Origin of the sequence: Streptomyces sp. TSRI0281, from assembly GCF_001905125.1 — a bacterium.
In the GTDB taxonomy this organism is placed as follows: Bacteria; Actinomycetota; Actinomycetes; order Streptomycetales; family Streptomycetaceae; genus Streptomyces.
Map to the genome: position 1 here is coordinate 145,627 of NZ_LWLE01000007.1, position 17,537 is coordinate 163,163.

Annotated in this window: 15 protein-coding genes and 4 pseudogenes; 10 read left to right on the top strand and 9 right to left on the bottom strand. The window is 70.2% G+C overall.

Features of this window, described 5'->3' with window-relative positions; all coding sequences use genetic code 11:
- Window positions 1-37 precede the first annotated feature (37 nt).
- Window positions 38-769, top strand: a complete 732-nt coding sequence (locus A6A29_RS14545; RefSeq protein ID WP_073720485.1) for a response regulator transcription factor — start codon at window positions 38-40, stop codon at window positions 767-769.
- 50 nt (window positions 770-819) lie between these two features.
- Window positions 820-2,181 (top strand): HAMP domain-containing sensor histidine kinase, encoded by a 1,362-nt coding sequence (locus A6A29_RS14550; RefSeq protein ID WP_107468212.1) that lies wholly within the window; start codon window positions 820-822, stop codon window positions 2,179-2,181.
- A 52-nt stretch (window positions 2,182-2,233) separates the two neighbouring features.
- Here the strand turns inward: A6A29_RS14550 and A6A29_RS14555 are convergent, their stop codons facing one another.
- The 8 genes and pseudogenes from A6A29_RS14555 to A6A29_RS14590 all read right to left on the bottom strand — a co-directional run bounded on the left by A6A29_RS14555 (window position 2,234) and on the right by A6A29_RS14590 (window position 7,494).
- Window positions 2,234-3,136 carry a phosphatidylinositol-specific phospholipase C gene (locus tag A6A29_RS14555; RefSeq protein ID WP_073720486.1) on the bottom strand — a complete coding sequence of 301 codons (903 nt, stop codon included), beginning with the start codon at window positions 3,134-3,136 and terminating at the stop codon, window positions 2,234-2,236.
- A 40-nt stretch (window positions 3,137-3,176) separates the two neighbouring features.
- Window positions 3,177-3,785 (bottom strand): GNAT family N-acetyltransferase, encoded by a 609-nt coding sequence (locus A6A29_RS14560; RefSeq protein WP_079182757.1) that lies wholly within the window; start codon window positions 3,783-3,785, stop codon window positions 3,177-3,179.
- A 54-nt stretch (window positions 3,786-3,839) separates the two neighbouring features.
- Complete coding sequence (locus A6A29_RS14565; RefSeq protein ID WP_073720488.1) at window positions 3,840-4,238, bottom strand: hypothetical protein; 399 nt, start codon at window positions 4,236-4,238, stop codon at window positions 3,840-3,842.
- Between the two features lie 363 nt (window positions 4,239-4,601).
- Window positions 4,602-5,708, bottom strand: a complete 1,107-nt coding sequence (locus A6A29_RS14570; protein ID WP_073720489.1) for a hypothetical protein — start codon at window positions 5,706-5,708, stop codon at window positions 4,602-4,604.
- 203 nt (window positions 5,709-5,911) lie between these two features.
- The gene (locus tag A6A29_RS14575) at window positions 5,912-6,106 is read right to left on the bottom strand and encodes a DUF397 domain-containing protein (RefSeq protein WP_073720490.1); all 195 of its coding nucleotides are present in this window, start codon (window positions 6,104-6,106) and stop codon (window positions 5,912-5,914) included.
- Window positions 6,107-6,119: 13 nt separating this feature from the next.
- Window positions 6,120-6,341, bottom strand: a pseudogene (locus A6A29_RS46475) (Scr1 family TA system antitoxin-like transcriptional regulator); the annotation flags it as partial.
- A 93-nt stretch (window positions 6,342-6,434) separates the two neighbouring features.
- On the bottom strand, window positions 6,435-6,632 hold the full coding sequence (locus A6A29_RS14585; RefSeq protein ID WP_073720492.1) for a DUF397 domain-containing protein: 198 nt from the start codon (window positions 6,630-6,632) through the stop codon (window positions 6,435-6,437).
- 10 nt (window positions 6,633-6,642) lie between these two features.
- Window positions 6,643-7,494: a helix-turn-helix domain-containing protein gene (locus A6A29_RS14590; protein ID WP_073720493.1), complete on the bottom strand. Its 852-nt coding sequence runs from the start codon at window positions 7,492-7,494 to the stop codon at window positions 6,643-6,645.
- Between the two features lie 250 nt (window positions 7,495-7,744).
- Here A6A29_RS14590 and A6A29_RS14595 point away from each other — a divergent pair, with 250 nt between their 5' ends.
- A complete protein-coding gene (locus A6A29_RS14595) occupies window positions 7,745-8,197 on the top strand; it encodes an ATP-binding protein (RefSeq protein WP_073720494.1) in 453 nt (150 codons plus the stop codon).
- Window positions 8,198-8,577: 380 nt separating this feature from the next.
- On the opposite strand, the gene A6A29_RS14600 is transcribed toward A6A29_RS14595, so the two are convergent.
- Window positions 8,578-10,401, bottom strand: a complete 1,824-nt coding sequence (locus A6A29_RS14600; protein ID WP_073720495.1) for a bifunctional metallophosphatase/5'-nucleotidase — start codon at window positions 10,399-10,401, stop codon at window positions 8,578-8,580.
- 224 nt (window positions 10,402-10,625) lie between these two features.
- Between A6A29_RS14600 and A6A29_RS14605 the strand changes: the two genes are divergently transcribed.
- The 7 genes and pseudogenes from A6A29_RS14605 to A6A29_RS14635 all read left to right on the top strand — a co-directional run bounded on the left by A6A29_RS14605 (window position 10,626) and on the right by A6A29_RS14635 (window position 17,387).
- The gene (locus A6A29_RS14605; RefSeq protein WP_073720496.1) at window positions 10,626-11,696 is read left to right on the top strand and encodes a PDDEXK nuclease domain-containing protein; all 1,071 of its coding nucleotides are present in this window, start codon (window positions 10,626-10,628) and stop codon (window positions 11,694-11,696) included.
- 35 nt (window positions 11,697-11,731) lie between these two features.
- Complete coding sequence (gene mshD, locus A6A29_RS14610; protein ID WP_073720544.1) at window positions 11,732-12,655, top strand: mycothiol synthase; 924 nt, start codon at window positions 11,732-11,734, stop codon at window positions 12,653-12,655.
- Window positions 12,656-12,748: 93 nt separating this feature from the next.
- Window positions 12,749-13,160: pseudogene (locus tag A6A29_RS14615) on the top strand (GntR family transcriptional regulator).
- Window positions 13,157-13,380, top strand: a pseudogene (locus A6A29_RS46480) (ATP-binding cassette domain-containing protein); the annotation flags it as partial. The pseudogenes A6A29_RS14615 and A6A29_RS46480, both read left to right, overlap by 4 nt.
- Window positions 13,381-13,553: 173 nt before the next feature.
- A pseudogene (locus tag A6A29_RS43960) lies at window positions 13,554-13,673 on the top strand (ABC transporter permease); the annotation flags it as partial.
- A gap of 452 nt (window positions 13,674-14,125) precedes the next feature.
- The gene (locus A6A29_RS14630; RefSeq protein WP_073720498.1) at window positions 14,126-16,372 is read left to right on the top strand and encodes an RNA degradosome polyphosphate kinase; all 2,247 of its coding nucleotides are present in this window, start codon (window positions 14,126-14,128) and stop codon (window positions 16,370-16,372) included.
- Window positions 16,338-17,387 (top strand): CHAD domain-containing protein, encoded by a 1,050-nt coding sequence (locus A6A29_RS14635; RefSeq protein WP_073720499.1) that lies wholly within the window; start codon window positions 16,338-16,340, stop codon window positions 17,385-17,387. The genes A6A29_RS14630 and A6A29_RS14635 overlap by 35 nt, the downstream gene beginning before the upstream one ends.
- Window positions 17,388-17,537 lie beyond the last annotated feature (150 nt).

Here is a 17,537-nt window from a genome sequence, read left to right on the forward strand (position 1 = left end):
TCCGTATCAGGCCGGAACGAGAAGAGGACGAGCAGCGATGAGCCCCGCCGAAGACGATCCGCAGCGCATCCTGATCGTCGACGACGAGCCCGCCGTGCGCGAGGCGCTGCAGCGCAGCCTCGCCTTCGAGGGGTACGGGACCGAGGTCGCCGTGGACGGTTACGACGCCCTCACCAAGGCGGAGGCGTACGCCCCCGACCTGATCGTCCTGGACATCCAGATGCCGCGCATGGACGGCCTCACCGCCGCCCGCCGCATCCGGTCCACCGGCACCACCACCCCCATCCTCATGCTCACCGCCCGCGACACCGTCGGTGACCGGGTCACCGGCCTCGACGCGGGCGCCGACGACTACCTGGTCAAGCCCTTCGAACTGGACGAGCTCTTCGCCCGCATCCGGGCCCTGCTGCGCCGCAGCTCCTACGCGGCCGCGGCGGGCGCGGACATCACCGACGACGACGTCCTGTCCTTCGCCGACCTGCGGATGGACCTCACCACCCGCGAGGTCACCCGGGGAGAGCGCCGGGTCGAGCTGACCCGTACCGAATTCACCCTCCTGGAAATGTTCCTGGCGCACCCGCGCCAGGTCCTCACCCGGGAGCAGATCCTCAAGGCGGTCTGGGGCTTCGACTTCGAACCGAGCTCCAACTCCCTGGACGTGTACGTGATGTACCTGCGCCGCAAGACGGAAGCGGGCGGCGAACCGCGTCTGGTCCACACGGTGCGCGGCGTGGGATACGCGCTGCGGTCCGGCGGCGGTGAGGGGTGAGCGGCCCGCTGCGGCGGCTTCGGGCGCTGCCCCTGCGGTCGAGGCTGGCAATGCTGGTGGCGACGGCGGTGGCGGTGGCGGTGGCGGCGGTCGCCCTGGCCTGCTGGGTGACGACCCGAGAACGGCTCACCGAGCAGCTCGACACGACCCTGAGCCAGGTCAAGCCGAACGACGACGCGATCAGGCTGCTCACGGCGTCCTGCACGAACCAGTTGCCCGGTGACGTCCAGATCGTGACCGGCCCCTACACGATCCAGCTGGTGACGGCGGTCGGTACGGAGCCCTGCACACAGCCGGACAAGTCCGCGATCCCGGTGCAGCCCGCCGACCGGGTGGTCGCGGCGGGTGTGCGCAAGAGCGCCACGCACACCACGGACGCCGACAACGGCACGGCCATGCGCGTCTACACGACGACGATCCCCAACCAGGAGCGGCGCGGCGTCGCGGTCTCGGTGGCCATCCCCATGGACCAGGTCACCGACCCGCTCAACCAGCTGGCCCTGGTCCTGCTCATCGTCTCCGGCATCGGCGTCGTCGGCGCGGGCGCCGCCGGGCTGTGGGTGGCCAGGTCCGGGCTGCGCCCGGTGGACGAGCTCACCGAGGCCGTGGAGCACGTGGCCCGTACCGAGGACCTCACCGTCCGTATCCCGGTCGAGGGCGAGGACGAGATCGCCCGGCTCTCGCGCTCCTTCAACTCCATGACCGCCTCGCTCGCCACCTCCCGCGACCTCCAGGCCCAGCTGATCGCGGACGCGGGCCATGAACTGAGGACCCCGCTCACCTCGCTGCGTACGAACGTCGAACTGCTCGCCCGCAGCGAGGAGACCGGCCGGGCGATCCCGCCGGACGACCGCAAGGCCCTGATGACGTCGGTCAAGGCCCAGATGACGGAGCTGGCCTCGCTCATCGGCGACCTCCAGGAACTGGCCCGCCCGGACGCCGCCCAGCCCGGCCCGCTCCAGGTGGTCGCCCTCCACGACATCACCCGCACCGCCCTGCAACGGGCCAGGCTGCGCGGCCCCGAGCTGACGATCACGGCGGAGCTGGCCCCCTGGTATGTACGGGCGGAACCGGCCGCGCTGGAACGGGCGGTCGTCAACGTCCTGGACAACGCGGTGAAGTTCAGCCCGCCCGGCGCGACGATCGACGTGATCCTGCACCGGGGCGAGCTGACGGTACGGGACCGGGGCCCCGGCATCCCCGCCGACGAACTCCCCCACGTCTTCGAACGCTTCTGGCGCTCCCCGTCGGCCCGCCAGCTCCCCGGCTCGGGCCTGGGCCTGTCCATCGTGGCCCGCACGGTCCAGCAGGCGGGCGGCACCATCACCCTGACCCCGGCGACGGACGACGGCCCCGGCACGGTCGCGTCGATCCGGGTGCCGGGGGCACCGCAACCGCCGCCGGAGCTGTGACCGGGCGCGTCGCACCTTACTCAGGCGACGTGCGCGGTCCGCGCCCCGTGCCTCAGGCCCCCGGGTTGTGCCGGATCAGGGATTCCACCAGCCCGGACCGGGTCGCGGGGAAGTCCAGGGGGACGATGCCCAGGCCCGTCCAGCCCGCGGTTCCCGAGCCGTCGAGGAAGGAGTGCACCTGAGGGTTGAGCCGGTCGGCGTTCCAGCGGGGCGGCATCAGGGCGGCGGTGCTCACGTAGTTCATGAACAGCTTGCCCGGCCGCTCGGCGGCCCTGCGGAACTGGGCCTCGATCTTCGGGTACTTCCCGAACGGTTCGGCCATGTAGTCGTCCTGGATGTCGAAGACCTCCGGATCGGCGTACCGGACCCCGGGCAGCCCTCCGTTGTCGGCGAGCAGCACCACCTTGCCGCGCGCCTGGCCCAGCGTGGGCAGCGTGGGGTCGAGGCGGAACAGTGGCCGCCAGCCCTTGGTGTCGAGGTAGAGGTCGAAGATCCGCCGGAACGCGGCGTCGCTCTCCTCCGAGTACTCCTGCTTGACCCGCATCAGCACGGTCTCGCTCGGCCGCGCGGCCAGGAAGTCCCAGCAGGCGCCGAGGACATCGCCGAACATCAGGTTCTGGAACGAGGCCCCGTGGTGGATGGCGAACGAGTCCCCGGTGATCCGGCACCGCACGTCGAGGAAGCGGATGCCGCTGTTCAACTGCTCGGCGACCGTCGTGTTCTGGCACTCGGTCCAGGGGCCGCCGTACCGCGCGCCCGAATCGTGCGAGCCCGGGATCGTGAGCCGCTGAAGGCCGGTCGCGTCGGGGATGGAGCCCATCCAGTCCTGCGGGGTGCGGACCGTACGGGACGCACGCGCCCCGGCGACGGCGGGCGCGACGCCGACCAGCGCGGTGGCGGAGACGGCGAGCGCGCCCGCCAGGAAGTTCCTGCGGGTAGCGGTGTACGGGCTCATGCGGGGGTGCCTCCGTATGCCGTGGGGGTCAGCCCACGAATTATGACGGGTGCACGTCACTAGAGGAACAAGGCCGGAGAGACGAGGGCCGAGCGACAGGAGCGGCCGGGCTCCCGTCGGCCAGGACGCCGTCGCCCCACGAGACCTCGTAGTACGTCACGCGCTCGTCCTCCCCGGCCTGCCACATACCGGCGGCCGTCATGACGCGCCGGGACGCGATGTTGCCGTGGTCGGCGTCACCCTTCACGCGGGCGATACCGCTCACCCGCGCGAACTCCAGCAGCGCGCGCAGCGCTTCGGAGGCGTACCCCCTGCCCTGCGCCGCCGGAACGAGCCCGTACCCGATCGTGACGCTGCCGGTGTCGTCGGCGGGACCGTGGAAGTCCATACCGCCGATGGCCGCCCCGTCGTCACGACGGCGGATCTCGTACACCCCGGGGTGCCACCGGGTCCGGGTATCACCGTCGCCCGTGCGGGAGTTCAGAAAACGCCGGGCGGCGGACACGTCCCCGTCCAGGGGATACCCGGCCGCCCAGGAGTCGCGCCGTCCCGGCCCGTCCGGCCCGCCCTCGGCGTACGCCACCAGTTCATGGGCCTCATCGGCGCTCAGCGGATGGAGGAGGAGCCGCGCTGTCTCAAGGTCGTCCATGCCCTGGTGCCTATCACGCACCACGGACGGACCGCACACGCGTTTTCCTACCGGTCACGCATCGGACCGCGCCGCGTCTGCCACTTCGGACGGGGCGGGGAGCCGCGTCCTGTCACCGATGTGGAACGCGAGGTAGGGGCGTACGGTCCACTCGATCCACGCGCCCCGATGGCTCAGCGAGAACCCGCAGGGTTCGCCCCGGTGCAGGGATGCCAACGCCCCGATGCAGCCGCCCCCGTCCAACCAGGACAGCGCACGGTGCCGCTCGATGGGCGACAGTCCGACGGCCAGCGCACGTACCTCCGAACGGACCCGCCGGATCGCCTCTCCGGGAACAGTTACGGAGCACCGGGCCAAGTCCGCGATCTCGTCCGCCTCCATCGACCGGTATGTGACCCTCTCGCTCCAGAAAGCCTGTACGGCGAAGGGCGACGGTTCAGGGTCGTCGGGCATGCGTTGCCTCCTGGCGTCACGTCAGGACCACCCCTTGTCCACAGAGCCGGCGTGACGAGCGGCGAACAAGGGGAGCCCCTTCGGAATCCCTCAACCAGCGCAGAGGCAAAGGGAGTTGGGCACCATTGACGCGTCCCGGACAGGGCACGCGCCGCCTGGCGCTACGTCACGAAGCTAGCGCGTGATGCCGAGCCGTATCAAGTGTTTGACGTCTAACGAGTGAGGCGATGATTGCCGACAAGTGATACGCAGGGGATTGAGCGGCCCCCGACCATGCTGACGGAGGCCGCCGGAAACGGACAGGACGACGGGGCGACGAGGCGACAGGGCGACAGGGCGACGGGGCCGCGAAAACACTGCGGCCTACGACGCCGCTCCTGCGGCCTTCCTCGCCGCTGTCGCGCTCCGGTAGGGGCAGGCGAGTTGATGCAGGATCTCCTGCGCCAGCAGATCCTCGGGCCCCTTCAGCGCGTCCGCCAGGTCCTGGTCGACGGGGAACACCATCTCCGCCGCGACGTTGTCCTGCACGATCCGGGCCAGGTTGTCGAAAGCGACGAAGACGGGGTCGGCGGGCAGTTGGGCCGTCGGCAGGTCGATCAGGTGCGAGTCCGCCTTCGCGGGATCCATGAGCTGTCTGACGATGATCGAGTTCTGGTTCAGGGCGGACGTCGTCCAGATCGACAGAACGACGACGTACAGGCCGGGCCAGTCCTCCTCGCCGATCCTCTCCCGCCACCGCCCCATGAGGTTTTCCACGCCTTCGATCTGCGCCTTGGACGCGTGCCACATGTTGGTGCGGATGGCGTCGCTCAACGGGCCGGTGAAGTTCTCGAAGGACTCCATGTCGAATTGCCCGTGCCGCACGGACCGGTGGATGAAGTCGAGCGCGCCGTCAAGGATCTGCGCACTCGACGCTTCCAGCCGCTGCGCCAGGTCCGCGTTGCCGAGCTGCTGCCTGGCTGTCGTCAGGGTCGTACCGAAATCCCGGAGCGGACCGATCCAGTCTTTCGCCTCCGGCCCCTTGAACGCCACCATGTCCACGTCGTGCTGGTCGAGACGGGCGGAGCTGGGGAGGTCCGGGAGCCTGCGGCCGAGGTACGGCGCGATGATCGAGTAGATGCCCAGCGGAATGTGGGCGATGGACTTGGCCAGCTCGAAGATCTCGGAGACAGGGTGCAACGACTCCTGTTCTCCGTTGTGGACCAGGGTGTACAGGCCGCCCTGGTCGTCGTTCTGAATGACGATGACCGGGCTCAGGTGGTTGATCAACTCGGCCCGGAGCGCGCCGTAATGCTTCTGCGTTCCGGTCTCGGCCGCAAGGATCGTGTCGCGGGCCGGGAGCTTCCAGGCCACCGGATCCGGCCCCGGAGACGTGCTCCCACCCTCTGCGACTGCGGCCTGAGGAGCGCCGAGGAATGCCATGGCACCGGCTGCGGTGGCGGAGCCGAGGAACTTTCTGCGCGTGCTCACCCTCCGCATTCTTCCGGTTCGGATACCGATGGTTCACGCGCCCGCACCGAGAAGGAGAGACTGCCGTCAGGACCGCGCATCTCGTCTCCGTGATCGGGAAGCAGCCCCGGCGTCGGCAAGTCCACCCTGTGCCGTGCCATGGCCGAACGGGCGGCCCCCACCCTGCGCGGCGGGAACCGCCCGAAGCGAACGCGACCGGCCGGCTAGGCCAGATCGTCGAACTCGCCGTCCTTCACCCCACCCAGGAACGCGCGCAGCTTGACCCGCGTGGTGCGGATGACGACGTCGGGGTTGTCGCTCTCGCGCATCAGGATCTCTCCTCCGAACTCAGCAAGCTCCAGACAGTTGTTGCCCTCGGCTCCCGAGGACTTCGTGGACTTGCGCCACTGAATTTCCATGGTTCTCACGCCTTCACACTTGTTGTGCGATCTTTCGAATGAAGTCTCTCGACATCTTCGGGTCGAGCGACAACTCCTCGACCCGATCCAGCACTGCCCGATAGTTCACGAGCCGAGTCTCGGCATCCGAATACGCGGGCCCGGTTGCAGAGTCCGTCTGCACGGTGTCGAGCTGCGGCGCGGGCCCGTACACATGGTGCGTCGAACTGCCGGTCTCCAGGTGACCGCCTGCCGCGCCCCCGAGGGGCAGGAAACGACACCCACAGCCGAACGGGCGGCCCCCACCCTGCGCGGTGGGTGCCGCCCGAAGCAAGCGAGACGCGGCCGGCTAGGCCAGATCGTCGAACTCGCCGCCCTTCGCCCCACCCAGGAACGCGCGCAGCTTGGCACGCGTGGTGCGGATGATCACGTCGGGATTGTCACTCTCACGCATCAGGATCTCGCCACCGACCTCGGCGAGCTCAAGGCAGTCAGAGCCTTCGGCATTGGAGGATTTCGAGGATTTGCGCCACTGAATTTCCAACATTCTCACGCCTTCATACTTGTTGTGCGATTTGGCGAATGAAGTCCCGCGAGCTCACCGGATCAAGCGACTTCTCTTCGGTCCGGTCCAGAGCGACTCGCCAATTCTCCAGACTCGTCTCGGAATCCAGAAATCCCGACCCGGTCGACGTATCCGTCTGCACCGTGTCCAGCTGCGGCACCACACCGTAGAGGTAGTGTGCCGAACTGCTCGCGTACGGGAAACCGCCTGCCGCGAACGGGATCGCACGAACGGTGACGTTCTCACGCTCCGACTGCCTCATCAGGTAGTCGAGTTGACTGCGGGCAACCGTTGCGCCGCCATACGTCATTCGGAGTGCGGCCTCATGGATGAGGAACGTGCACGAGGCGAGGTCGTCCCGATCGAGCACGTCGCGGCGCCGCAGCCGATGCGACAACTGGCGCCGCTGACGGGCAGGGCTCGGGGGCGGCACGCTCTCGCCGAAGACCGCACGCGCGTAGTCCTCGGTCTGGAGCAGGCCAGGCATATACATGATCTGCACCGACCTGATGGCCACCGCGTGGTGCTCCAACTCGGCCAGGTCGGGAGCGTCACTGGTCAGATGGCCCCGGTAGTCCTCCCACCAGCCGCTTATGCGCTCGGTAGCCATGTCGGCCAGCGCGTCGACATACACATCGTCGGGACATCCGTAGTGACCGGCCCACGCTCTCACCCGCTCGGCGCTCACGCCGAACCTTCCGGATTCGACGTTGCTGATAGTGGTGCGATCGGTGCCCAGCATGGCCGCCGCCTCGGTGAGCGACAGACTGGTGCGCTCACGAATCCGACGCAACTCAGTACCCAGGCGGCGCTGTCGTGCCGTGGGCGCCTTCCTCGATGGCATCGGGCCCTCCTCTTGTCGGGTCCCAGTGTGGCCCCTGACTGAGACCCTATCCAAAAGGGCTAACGCTATACAGATTCACGGCTAACGCGTTAGACATTGCGCTACGGTGCTCCCACCACGCGCTACACATCGGGAAGCCCGAAGTGCAGCCGTACAGGCGTGCGTTGAGGCGTGCGTCCGTGCGGCCACCGCCACGGGCCGACGCGCAGCGCACACGCTCGGACACACCAGACCGTGTGGGGAGAACGACATGACCGCTACCGCCACCACTCCCGTTCCCATCAACCCGCTTGGCGGGGAGAGCTACCGCCTCACCCTTCCCAGTACCGCCAACGCCGCCAGGATCGCGCGGGACTTCGTCGGTTCGTTGCTGCGGGTGAGCCGGCATCTCAGCCTCGTGGACGACGCACGCCTCTGCGTCTCGGAGGTGGTCACCAACGCACACCGGCACACCCGTACGTCGCTGATCCGCGTCCAGGTCGCGGTCAACCGGAAGCGGGTCACCGTCTCCGTCGCGGATGATGAAGCCTGCGCCGGGAACGCGCTCGCCGCACTGCGGCCGGGGACTGAACACAGTGGCGGGAGGGGCCTGTTGCTGGTGGAGAGCCTCGCGCTCGCGTGGGGCACCGACACGCTGGACGGCTGCCTGCCGGGGCACAAGGCCGTCTGGTTCACGCTGGGCCGGCCCGATCCGCAGCCGTGACGCCTCCCGCACCCTGCGGCGGCGTACCGCACGGGGACTTCGTGGTCGTCGCCGTCGTCCTCGGCGCGCTCGCCGCAGCGCTGGCCTTCGCGCCGGTGCCGCGTACGCAACCGGAAGACGCGGCCGGAGGGCGCGGACGGCGACCACCGCGCAGGCGGGGCGGATCCGAGTTATGGCCGTCAGACAGATCGGGAGCCGGGCACGTGCGGTCCCGGGTCCTGGCGGGGTGCGGGGCGGACGCCCTGCGGGCCTGGGCTCCGCCGCCACGGCCGGGGCAAGCGGCGGACGTACGGAGACCAAGAAGGTGGGGGCGGCAGGCCTTCCGGCCACCGCCCCCACCCACTCACTCACGCACTCATGCGGTCACCCGCGTCACGGGGTCACTTGATGATCGTGATCCGGTCCGTGGCCGGCGGGGCCAGCGGGGCCGTCGCCGTGGAGTGGGCCGCCAGGTAGGTGTTGAACACGTCCAGGTCGGACGCGCCGACCAGCTTGTTCGTGCCCTGGCCGAGGGCCGCGAAGCCGTCGCCGCCGCCCGCGAGGAACTCGTTCATCGCGACGCGGTAGCTCTTCGCCGGGTCGATCGCCGCACCGTCGAGCTTGATGGTGTCGGTGACCACGCGGGCCGCGCCCGTCTTCGTCATGTCCAGCGTGTAGGTGAGGCCCTTGGAGACCTGGAGGATCTTCGGGCTGGCCTCGTTGGAGCCGCTGACCTGCTGCTGAAGGGCCTCGACCAGCTGTGCGCCGGTCAGGTCGACCACGTTCATCATGTTGGTGAACGGCTGCACGGTGAACGCCTCGCCGTACGTCACCACCCCGTCGCCCTCACTGCCGGACGCCTTGTGCACCAGGTCCGAGCGGATGCCGCCCGGGTTCATGAACGCGATCTGGGCGCCGCCCTTGTCGGCCGGGGCCAGGCCCTCCAGCTGGGCGTCGGCGATCAGGTTGCCGAGCGGCTTCTCGGGGGCCGTGGAGCCGCGGCCGTTGATGTCGGCGGTGATCCAGCCCTGCGGCCTGTTGGCTATGGGAGCCGCGAGGGCGTTCCAGCGGGCGATCAGCTTCGTCATGTCGGTGGCCTTGGACTGCTCCCGGCTCACGACGTGGTTCGCGGACTTCACCGACGTACGGACGATGTCCTTGGTGCGACGGTCGTAGGTGAGCGTCGTGTCGGTGTAGACCTTGCCGAACGAGGACGCCGAGGTGACCATGCGGGGCTTGCCCGCCGGGTCGGGGACGGTGCACACGTACGCCTGGTGGGTGTGGCCCGTGACGAGCGCGTCCACCTTCGGCGTGATGCCCTTGGCGATGTCGACGATCGGCCCGGAGATGCCGTCACCGGCCCCGGGGCTGTCGCAGTCGTAGTTGTACGAGGTGGAGGCCGGGGCCCCGCCCTCGTGGATCAGCGCGACGATCGACTTGACGCCCTTGCGGTCCAGCTCCCTGGCGTACTTGTTGATCGTCTCGACCTCGTCGTGGAACTTCAGGCCCTTGACGCCGTTGGCCGTGACGATGTTCGGGGTGCCCTCCAGGGTCACTCCGATGAAGCCGATCTTGACGCCGTTCTTCTTCCACACCGTGTACGGCTTGAGAAGCGGCTTGCCCGTCTTCTCCTTCGTCACGTTGGCCGCGAGGTAGGGGAAGTCCGCGCCCTTGAACTTCTTGCCCTTCTCGTAGCAGCCCTCGGTCGGGTGACAGCCGCCGTTCTGGAGACGGGCCAGCTCGGTGGCGCCCTCGTCGAACTCGTGGTTGCCGACCGACGTGACATCGAGGTCGAGCCCGTTCAGCGCCTCGATCGTCGGCTCGTCGTGGAAGAGCCCCGACAGCAGCGGGCTCGCGCCCACCATGTCGCCGCCCGCAGCCGTGACGGAGTAGCGGTTGCCCTCGCGCGCCTTGCGCAGCGAGGTGGCCAGGTACTCGACGCCACCGGCCGGAACCGACTTCACCGTGCCGTCGGCCTGCGTCTCGGAGACCGTGCCCGCGGAACCGGCCGGGGGCTCCAGGTTGCCGTGGAGGTCGTTGAAGGACAGCAGTTGCACGTCGACGGTGCGGGGCTTGTGCCCGTGCCCGTGGCCATGACCGTGGCCGTTGCCCCGGTCCTGGGCGCCGGCCGGCAGCGCGGCGACGAGCGCGCCCACGGTGGCCAGCCCGGCTGCGGCGGCGAGCACCCGCCGGGACGCACGGTTCTTCTGCGGAGTCGCTGACATCGGTCCCCTTGTGAGTTCAGCGGGAGGGTTGGGAAGTGGTCAAAAGTCTGAATCCTGCCTGCCGCAGCCTAGAGTCAACGCGCGTAGCGCAACAGGGGCTTTCGGGTTACGAGCTGGTTGCCCTTGAGGCCGCACGGAGGGCCTAAGGGTGCATATAACTCGTTTGGCTTACATATGCAGGCAGAAACGTCACGGCACGCACGTGTGGCGCAAGCCTGTACGGCATGGACAGCGAACTCACGGCCAAGGCCGTCGTACCGGGCGCACGGACGCCGGACCTGCCGCCGGGCTTCAACGAGATGGTCGACCAGCTGAAGTCGATCGTGCGGGGCGCGCATGTGCGCGCACAGCTCAAGGTCAACACCGAGATGCTGTTGATGTACTGGGAGATCGGGCGGACGATCCTGGAGCGGCAGAGCGGGGAGCGGTGGGGGACGAAGGTCATCGACCGCATCGCCACCGAGCTGCGGACGGAGTTCCCGAACCAGCGGGGGTTCAGCCGCAGCAATCTCCACTACATGCAGCAGATGGCCCGGACCTGGCCCGGCTCAATTGTCCAACAAGCTGTTGGACAATTGCCCTGGGGCCACATCGTCCTCCTCATGAGCAAGTGCAAAACCCGCTTTGAGCTGGACTTCTACGCCCAGCACGCGGTCCACCACGGCTGGTCCCGGGACGAGCTCGGCTCGATGATCCACACGGAGTTCCACCTCGCCCAGGGCGCTGCGGCCAACAACTTCGACGTCAGCCTGCCCGACACCTCCGACGCGGTGAAGCAGATCCTCAAGGACCCGTACCGCCTCGACTTCACCGAACTGGACGGCCGGCCGGCCGAGCGGGAGCTGGAGGACGCACTCGTCACCCACCTGATCCGGTTCCTGACGGAGCTGGGCGTCGGGTTCGCCTTCGTCGGGCGTCAGTACCCCGTCGTGGTGGGCGACAGCGAGTACCGCATCGACCTGCTCTTCTACCACTGCAAGCTGCACTGTTACGTCGTGCTGGAGCTCAAGACCCAAAAGGCCCGGCCCGAGCACTTCGGGCAGCTCGGGTTCTACGTGGCGGTGGTGGACGACCTGGTCCGGGACAAGGAACGCGACGAGCCCACCATCGGCATCCTCATCGCGGAGAGCCGCGACCGGGCCATGGTCGAGTACGCGTTGCGCGGCTCCCACCAGCCACTGGCCGTCAGTACGTACGCCGGTCTGCCCGAGCGGGTCCGCGGGCTGCTGCCCAGTGCCGAGGACCTGTCGCGGATCGCGGATCAGGTGCTGCACGCCCCGCCCGGAGCCATGTGACCCGCCTCGAAGCTGTCCGCCGTACGCTCGTACGCATGACGACTGATGTGCCCCTCCCCGCCCCCGGACGCGAGATTCAGACCCTCGACGCGCTCGACCCCGCGCAGGCCGAAGCCGTCCTCGGCCTGCTCGGCGAGGCGGCCCGGTCCGACGGCAGGCAAGCGGTCTCCGAGCAGGGGCGGCTCCGGCTCGGGGGCGGACACCGCGCGGGCGTGCGCCACCTCCTGCTCACCACCGGCGGCACCCTCGCCGGGTACGCCCAGCTGGAGGACACCGACCCCGTCGAGGCCCCCGCCGCCGAACTCGTCGTGCACCCCGCCCACCGGGGCCACGGGCACGGGCGGGCCCTGGGCGCCGCCCTCCTCGCCACGACCGGCAAACGGCTGCGGGTGTGGGCGCACGGCGGCGGGTCCGCCGCCCGGCATCTGGCCCAGGTCCTCGGCCTCTCCCTCTTCCGCGAGCTGCGCCAGCTCCGGCGCACGCTGATCCCCCTCGACCTCGCCGACCCGGTCCTGCCCGAGGGCGTCACCGTCCGCACCTTCGTGCCCGGACAGGACGACACCGCCTGGCTCGCCGTGAACAGCGCCGCCTTTGCCCACCACCCCGAGCAGGGCTCCCTGACCCAGCAGGACCTGGACGACCGCAAGGCGGAGTCCTGGTTCGACCCGAAGGGCTTCTTCCTGGCCGAGCGCGAGGGCGAGATCATCGGCTTCCACTGGACGAAGGTGCACGCCCAGGAGCAGCTGGGCGAGGTGTACGTCGTCGGCATCAGGCCCGACGCGCAGGGCGGCGGCCTCGGCAAGGCGCTCACCGCGATCGGGCTGCGCCACCTGGCCGCCGAGGGGCTGCCCACCGCGATGCTCTACGTCGACGCCGACAACACGGCGGCCGTGACGGTGTACGAGCGGATGGGTTTCACCACCCACGAGGTGGACCTGATGTACCGCACGGAGTCCTGACCCGGCCTCATCTCCGGCAGGGGCGGCGTCACTTGACGCCGCCCCTTCTTTGCACCGCCCTTTCACTACTCAATTAGTGAAAGGGCGGTGAACATGGCAGAGCCCGCAGCGGTCGAGTTCCGCATCGACCGGCCCAAGCGGCGTCGCCACCTACCTCCAGATCGTCCAGCAGACCAAGCAGGCCCTACGGCTGGGCGTGCTGGAGCCGGGCGACCGGCTGCCCACCGCTCGGGAGGTCGTCGAAGCCACGGCCATCAACCCGAACACCGTGCTCAAGGCCTACCGCGAACTGGAGCGCGAAGGGCTCGTGGAAGCCCGTCGCGGGCTCGGCACCTTCGTGCGCCGGACCCTCGGCGGCGCCGCGGCCGACACCGACGCGCCGCTGCGCGCCGAACTCACCGACTGGGCCCGCCGGGCCCGGAAGGCCGGTCTGGAGAGGGACGACGTGAGCGCCCTCTTCACCGCCGTACTGGACAGCACATTCAAGGGGGACCAGCACGCATGACTGGCGCTGCGATCGAGGCGGACGGCCTCGGAATGACGTACGGGCGCAGGAGGCAATGAGCCCTGCGCGACTTCACGTTCCGGTTACCCGCCGGACGGGTCTGCGCGCTCGTCGGGCCCAACGGGCCGGCAAGTCCGCGCTGCTCGCACTGGCGGCAGGGCTGCGCACACCGGGTGAGGGCACCCTGCGCGTCCTGGGCTCGTCCCCCGCCGAGGTCCGGTCGTCCGGTTCTCGGGGAAGCCGAACCCGGACGACTTCGCCTGGTTCATCGACTCGGGCATGCTGACCGCCACCGGCAGAGCGGTGTACTGGAACGACTGCGCCCACGAGGCGTCCCCCGGCGGGGACATGTCCGTGTGCATGCGCGAGCGCGGCGGCGTCACCCCGTTCACCGATGTCCACCCCTCCTCCCATTTCTGGCCGCTCCAGCTCGTCGAGACCGGCATCCTGCTCGCCCTCTCCGCCCTGGCCGTGTTCGTGGCCTTCCGGGTGCTGCGCCGTCTGCACGGCTGAGGAGAGCGCCCACCCGTTCCGCGGGCCGGTCAGGGCCCCCACGAGGGGAGGGCCCGGACCGGTGCGCGTGCGGTGGGCGCTGGCCCCCGGCCGACCGCCGCACGGCCTCCGCCGCGTACCGTGGATTCGAGCCGCGCGGACCGCCGCACGGCCGCCGCCGCGTACGGTGGATTCGAGCCGCACGGCCTCCGCGTACCGTGCGTCCGAGCCCCACCGGCAGGCACACCGCATCCTGCATGTCATGTCGCCGTTACCGGCCATTCAGACACGCTTGCGACCCTCACGGGATGCAGCCAGCTGTGCCCACCCCCCGCAACGGGAGAGTCCCCCGGAAGGAACCCGGGAGAGCGCCCGGAACAGCGCGCGGAACCGAACCCGGCTTCCCCGGACCTTCCGCGATCTTTCCCGGCTCCGACGAGCCTGGAGGGCCGTCCGCGCGGAACAATAGGTACATGAGCCAGCAGCCCAGCTCCGAGGTCCCCGCCCAGCCCGCCCAGCCGTCCGTCGGTTCCCTCGCCGCGCACCGGCCGCATGCCACCGCCACGTCCCACAACGTCGGCTTCTCCACCGCCGCCGACCTGGATCCCGACCTCGACGCCGACGCGGACGCGTACGAGCCCGACCGGGACGGCGACGAACTTCCCCAGGGCCGTTTCCTCGACCGGGAGCGCAGCTGGCTCGCCTTCAACGAACGCGTCCTCGAACTGGCCGAGGATCCGACGACACCGGTACTCGAACGGGCTAATTTCCTCGCCATCTTCGCCTCGAACCTGGACGAGTTCTTCATGGTCCGGGTGGCCGGACTCAAGCGCCGCATCGCCACCGGCGTCGCCACCCGCTCCGCGTCCGGGCTGCAGCCCCGCGAGGTCCTCGAACTGATCTGGACCCGCTCGCGCGAACTCATGGCCCGGCACGCCGCCTGCTACCAGCAGGACATCGCGCCCGCCCTGTCCGACGAGGGCATCCAGCTGATCCGCTGGCCGGAGCTGACCGAGAAGGAACAGGCCCGCCTGTTCACCTTCTTCCGCCAGCGGGTCTTCCCGGTCCTGACCCCGCTGGCCGTCGACCCGGCGCACCCCTTCCCGTACATCTCGGGCCTCTCGCTCAACCTCGCCGTCGTCGTACGCAACCCGGTCAGCGGCCACCGCCACTTCGCGCGCGTCAAGGTGCCGCCGCTGCTGACCCGCTTCCTGGAGGCTTCCCCGCAGCGTTACGTCCCCATCGAGGACATCATCGCCGCCCACCTGGAGGAGCTCTTCCCGGGCATGGAGGTCCTCGCCCACCACATGTTCCGGGTCACCAGGAACGAGGACCTGGAGGTCGAGGAGGACGACACCGAGAACCTCCTCAAGGCCCTGGAGAAGGAGCTCATGCGGCGCCGCTTCGGCCCGCCGGTCCGGCTGGAGGTCGAGGAGTCCATCGACCCGTACGTCCTGGATCTGCTGGTCCGCGAGCTGAAGGTGTCCGACGCCGAGGTCTACCCGCTGCCCGGCCCGCTCGACCTCACCGGACTCTTCGCCATCGCGTCCCTGGACCGGCCGGAGCTGAAGTTCCCCAAGTTCATCGCGGGCACCCACCGCGATCTCGCCGAGGTCGAATCCGCCTCCGCGCCCGACATATTCGCCGCCCTGCGCGAACGCGACGTCCTGCTGCACCACCCGTACGACTCGTTCTCCACCTCCGTCCAGGCGTTCCTGGAACAGGCGGCGGGCGACCCGGACGTGCTCGCGATCAAGCAGACGCTGTACCGCACCTCCGGCGACTCCCCGATAGTCGACGCCCTGATCGACGCGGCCGAGTCCGGCAAACAGGTCCTCGTCCTCGTCGAGATCAAGGCCCGCTTCGACGAGCAGGCCAACATCAAGTGGGCCCGCAAGCTGGAGGAGGCCGGCTGCCATGTCGTGTACGGCCTCGTCGGGCTGAAGACCCACTGCAAGCTCTCGCTCGTCGTCCGCCAGGAGGGCGACACGCTGCGCCGCTACTCCCACGTCGGCACCGGCAACTACCACCCCAAGACCGCCCGGCTGTACGAGGACCTCGGCCTGCTCACCGCGGACCCGCAGGTGGGCGCCGACCTCTCCGACCTGTTCAACCGGCTCTCCGGCTACTCCCGCCGCGAGACCTACCGCCGGCTGCTGGTCGCCCCGAAGTCCCTGCGCGACGGACTGATCACCCGCATCAACAAGGAGATCGCCCACCACCGCGCCGGGCGCCCCGCCTACGTCCGCTTCAAGGTCAACTCGATGGTCGACGAAGCGATCGTCGACGCCTGCTACCGGGCCGCGATGGCGGGCGTGCCGGTCGACATCTGGGTACGCGGGATCTGCGCGATCCGCCCCGGTGTCACCGGCCTCTCCGAGAACATCCGGGTCCGCTCGATACTGGGCCGCTTCCTCGAACACTCACGGGTCTTCTCCTTCGGCAACGGAGGCGAACCCGAGGTGTGGTTCGGCAGCGCCGACATGATGCACCGCAACCTCGACCGCCGGATCGAAGCACTGGTCCGGGTCACCGACCCCGCCCACCGCGCCGCGCTCAGCCGGCTCCTGGAGACCGGCATGGCCGACACCACCGCCTCCTGGCACCTGGGTCCCGACGGCAACTGGACCCGGCACGCCACGGACGTGGACGGCCAGCCGCTGCGGCACGTACAGGAAATGCTCATTGATGCCCGGAGGCGCCGGCGTGCGACGCCCTGACCACCAGACGACGACGCGGGACCCCGCGGACCTGAGCGCGGAGGCGGCCCTCGCGCCCTACCTCCGGGCGCAGGCCGCGGACTTCCTGCGCAGCCTGCGCCTGCACCGCGAGCACAGCGCCCCCACGGACCCCGGTACCGGGGGAGCCGACGCGGCCGCGAGCGCGCTGCGCCGGTCCGCCCGCCGGATCAGCGGCTCGCTGCACACCTTCCGGGGGGTGCTCGACCCGGTCTGGGCCGACCAGCTCCGTACGGAACTGGCCTGGCTCTCCGGCACGCTCGCCCGCGAGCACGCCTACTCCACCCGGCTCGTCCGGCTGCTCGAAGCCCTGCACCAGCTCTCGGGCGCCGCCCTGCCCGCGGCACGCTCCTCCGCCGGCTCCGCCACGGCCCCGGCATCCGCGTCCCCGGCCGCCCCCGGCCAGGAACGGGCCGCGCTCGGCGTCGGGGCGGCACGGGCCGGGGCGCTCCTGGAACGCCAGCTGACCCTGGCCCGGACCCGCGCCCACTCCGCCGCCCTCCAGGCGCTGGGCTCCTCCCGCTTCCACGCGGTCGCCGACGCCGTCGCGCTGCTGGCCTCCGAGGTCCCGCTGGCGGCCGGGGCCACGGGTCCGGCCACCGAAGCCCTCCTGGAGTCGGCCGAACGGGCCGAGCAGCGGCTGCTCGGTGCGGTGGCGGCGCTGCCGCCCGACGAGACGGCCGAGCCGTACAACGAGGCGCAGGACGCGCCCTGGCACCAGGCCCGCCTGCTGCTGCGGCTGCACCGGTACGCCCACGAGGTGGTGCTGGGCGCGCCCGATCCGGTCCTGGCCGGGGCGGGGAACGCCCTCGATCTGCACCGGGACGCGGCGGCGGCGGCAGCGGCGGCGGCAGCGGCGGCCCGCACCCCGCGGATCGCCCCGGCGACGGCGTACGCCCTCGGGGTGCTCCACGCGGACCAGCGGCACGAGGTGGAGGCGGCACGCGGGGTGTTCCGGGGGGCCTGGCCGTACGCGGCGGCCGCGACCGCGCCATGAGCGGGGCGGCGTCCCACCCGGACGACGGCGGTGACGGCGCGGCGGGCTACGCGGGGCCGCTACCGGACGGCGACCGCGACCACGCGGCGGGCTACGCGGGCCGGGTGCCGGACGGCGACGGTGACCACGCGGCGGGCGACGCGGGCCCGG

Coding starts and splice junctions, on each gene's coding strand:
- A6A29_RS14545 (WP_073720485.1), top strand. CDS start 38: ATGAGCCCCGCCGAAGACGATCCGCAGCGCATCCTGATCGTCGACGAC.
- A6A29_RS14550 (WP_107468212.1), top strand. CDS start 820: ATGCTGGTGGCGACGGCGGTGGCGGTGGCGGTGGCGGCGGTCGCCCTG.
- A6A29_RS14555 (WP_073720486.1), bottom strand. CDS start 3,136: ATGAGCCCGTACACCGCTACCCGCAGGAACTTCCTGGCGGGCGCGCTC.
- A6A29_RS14560 (WP_079182757.1), bottom strand. CDS start 3,785: ATGGACGACCTTGAGACAGCGCGGCTCCTCCTCCATCCGCTGAGCGCC.
- A6A29_RS14565 (WP_073720488.1), bottom strand. CDS start 4,238: ATGCCCGACGACCCTGAACCGTCGCCCTTCGCCGTACAGGCTTTCTGG.
- A6A29_RS14575 (WP_073720490.1), bottom strand. CDS start 6,106: ATGGAAATTCAGTGGCGCAAGTCCACGAAGTCCTCGGGAGCCGAGGGC.
- A6A29_RS14585 (WP_073720492.1), bottom strand. CDS start 6,632: ATGTTGGAAATTCAGTGGCGCAAATCCTCGAAATCCTCCAATGCCGAA.
- A6A29_RS14590 (WP_073720493.1), bottom strand. CDS start 7,494: ATGCCATCGAGGAAGGCGCCCACGGCACGACAGCGCCGCCTGGGTACT.
- A6A29_RS14595 (WP_073720494.1), top strand. CDS start 7,745: ATGACCGCTACCGCCACCACTCCCGTTCCCATCAACCCGCTTGGCGGG.
- A6A29_RS14600 (WP_073720495.1), bottom strand. CDS start 10,401: ATGTCAGCGACTCCGCAGAAGAACCGTGCGTCCCGGCGGGTGCTCGCC.
- A6A29_RS14605 (WP_073720496.1), top strand. CDS start 10,626: ATGGACAGCGAACTCACGGCCAAGGCCGTCGTACCGGGCGCACGGACG.
- mshD (WP_073720544.1), top strand. CDS start 11,732: ATGACGACTGATGTGCCCCTCCCCGCCCCCGGACGCGAGATTCAGACC.
- A6A29_RS14630 (WP_073720498.1), top strand. CDS start 14,126: ATGAGCCAGCAGCCCAGCTCCGAGGTCCCCGCCCAGCCCGCCCAGCCG.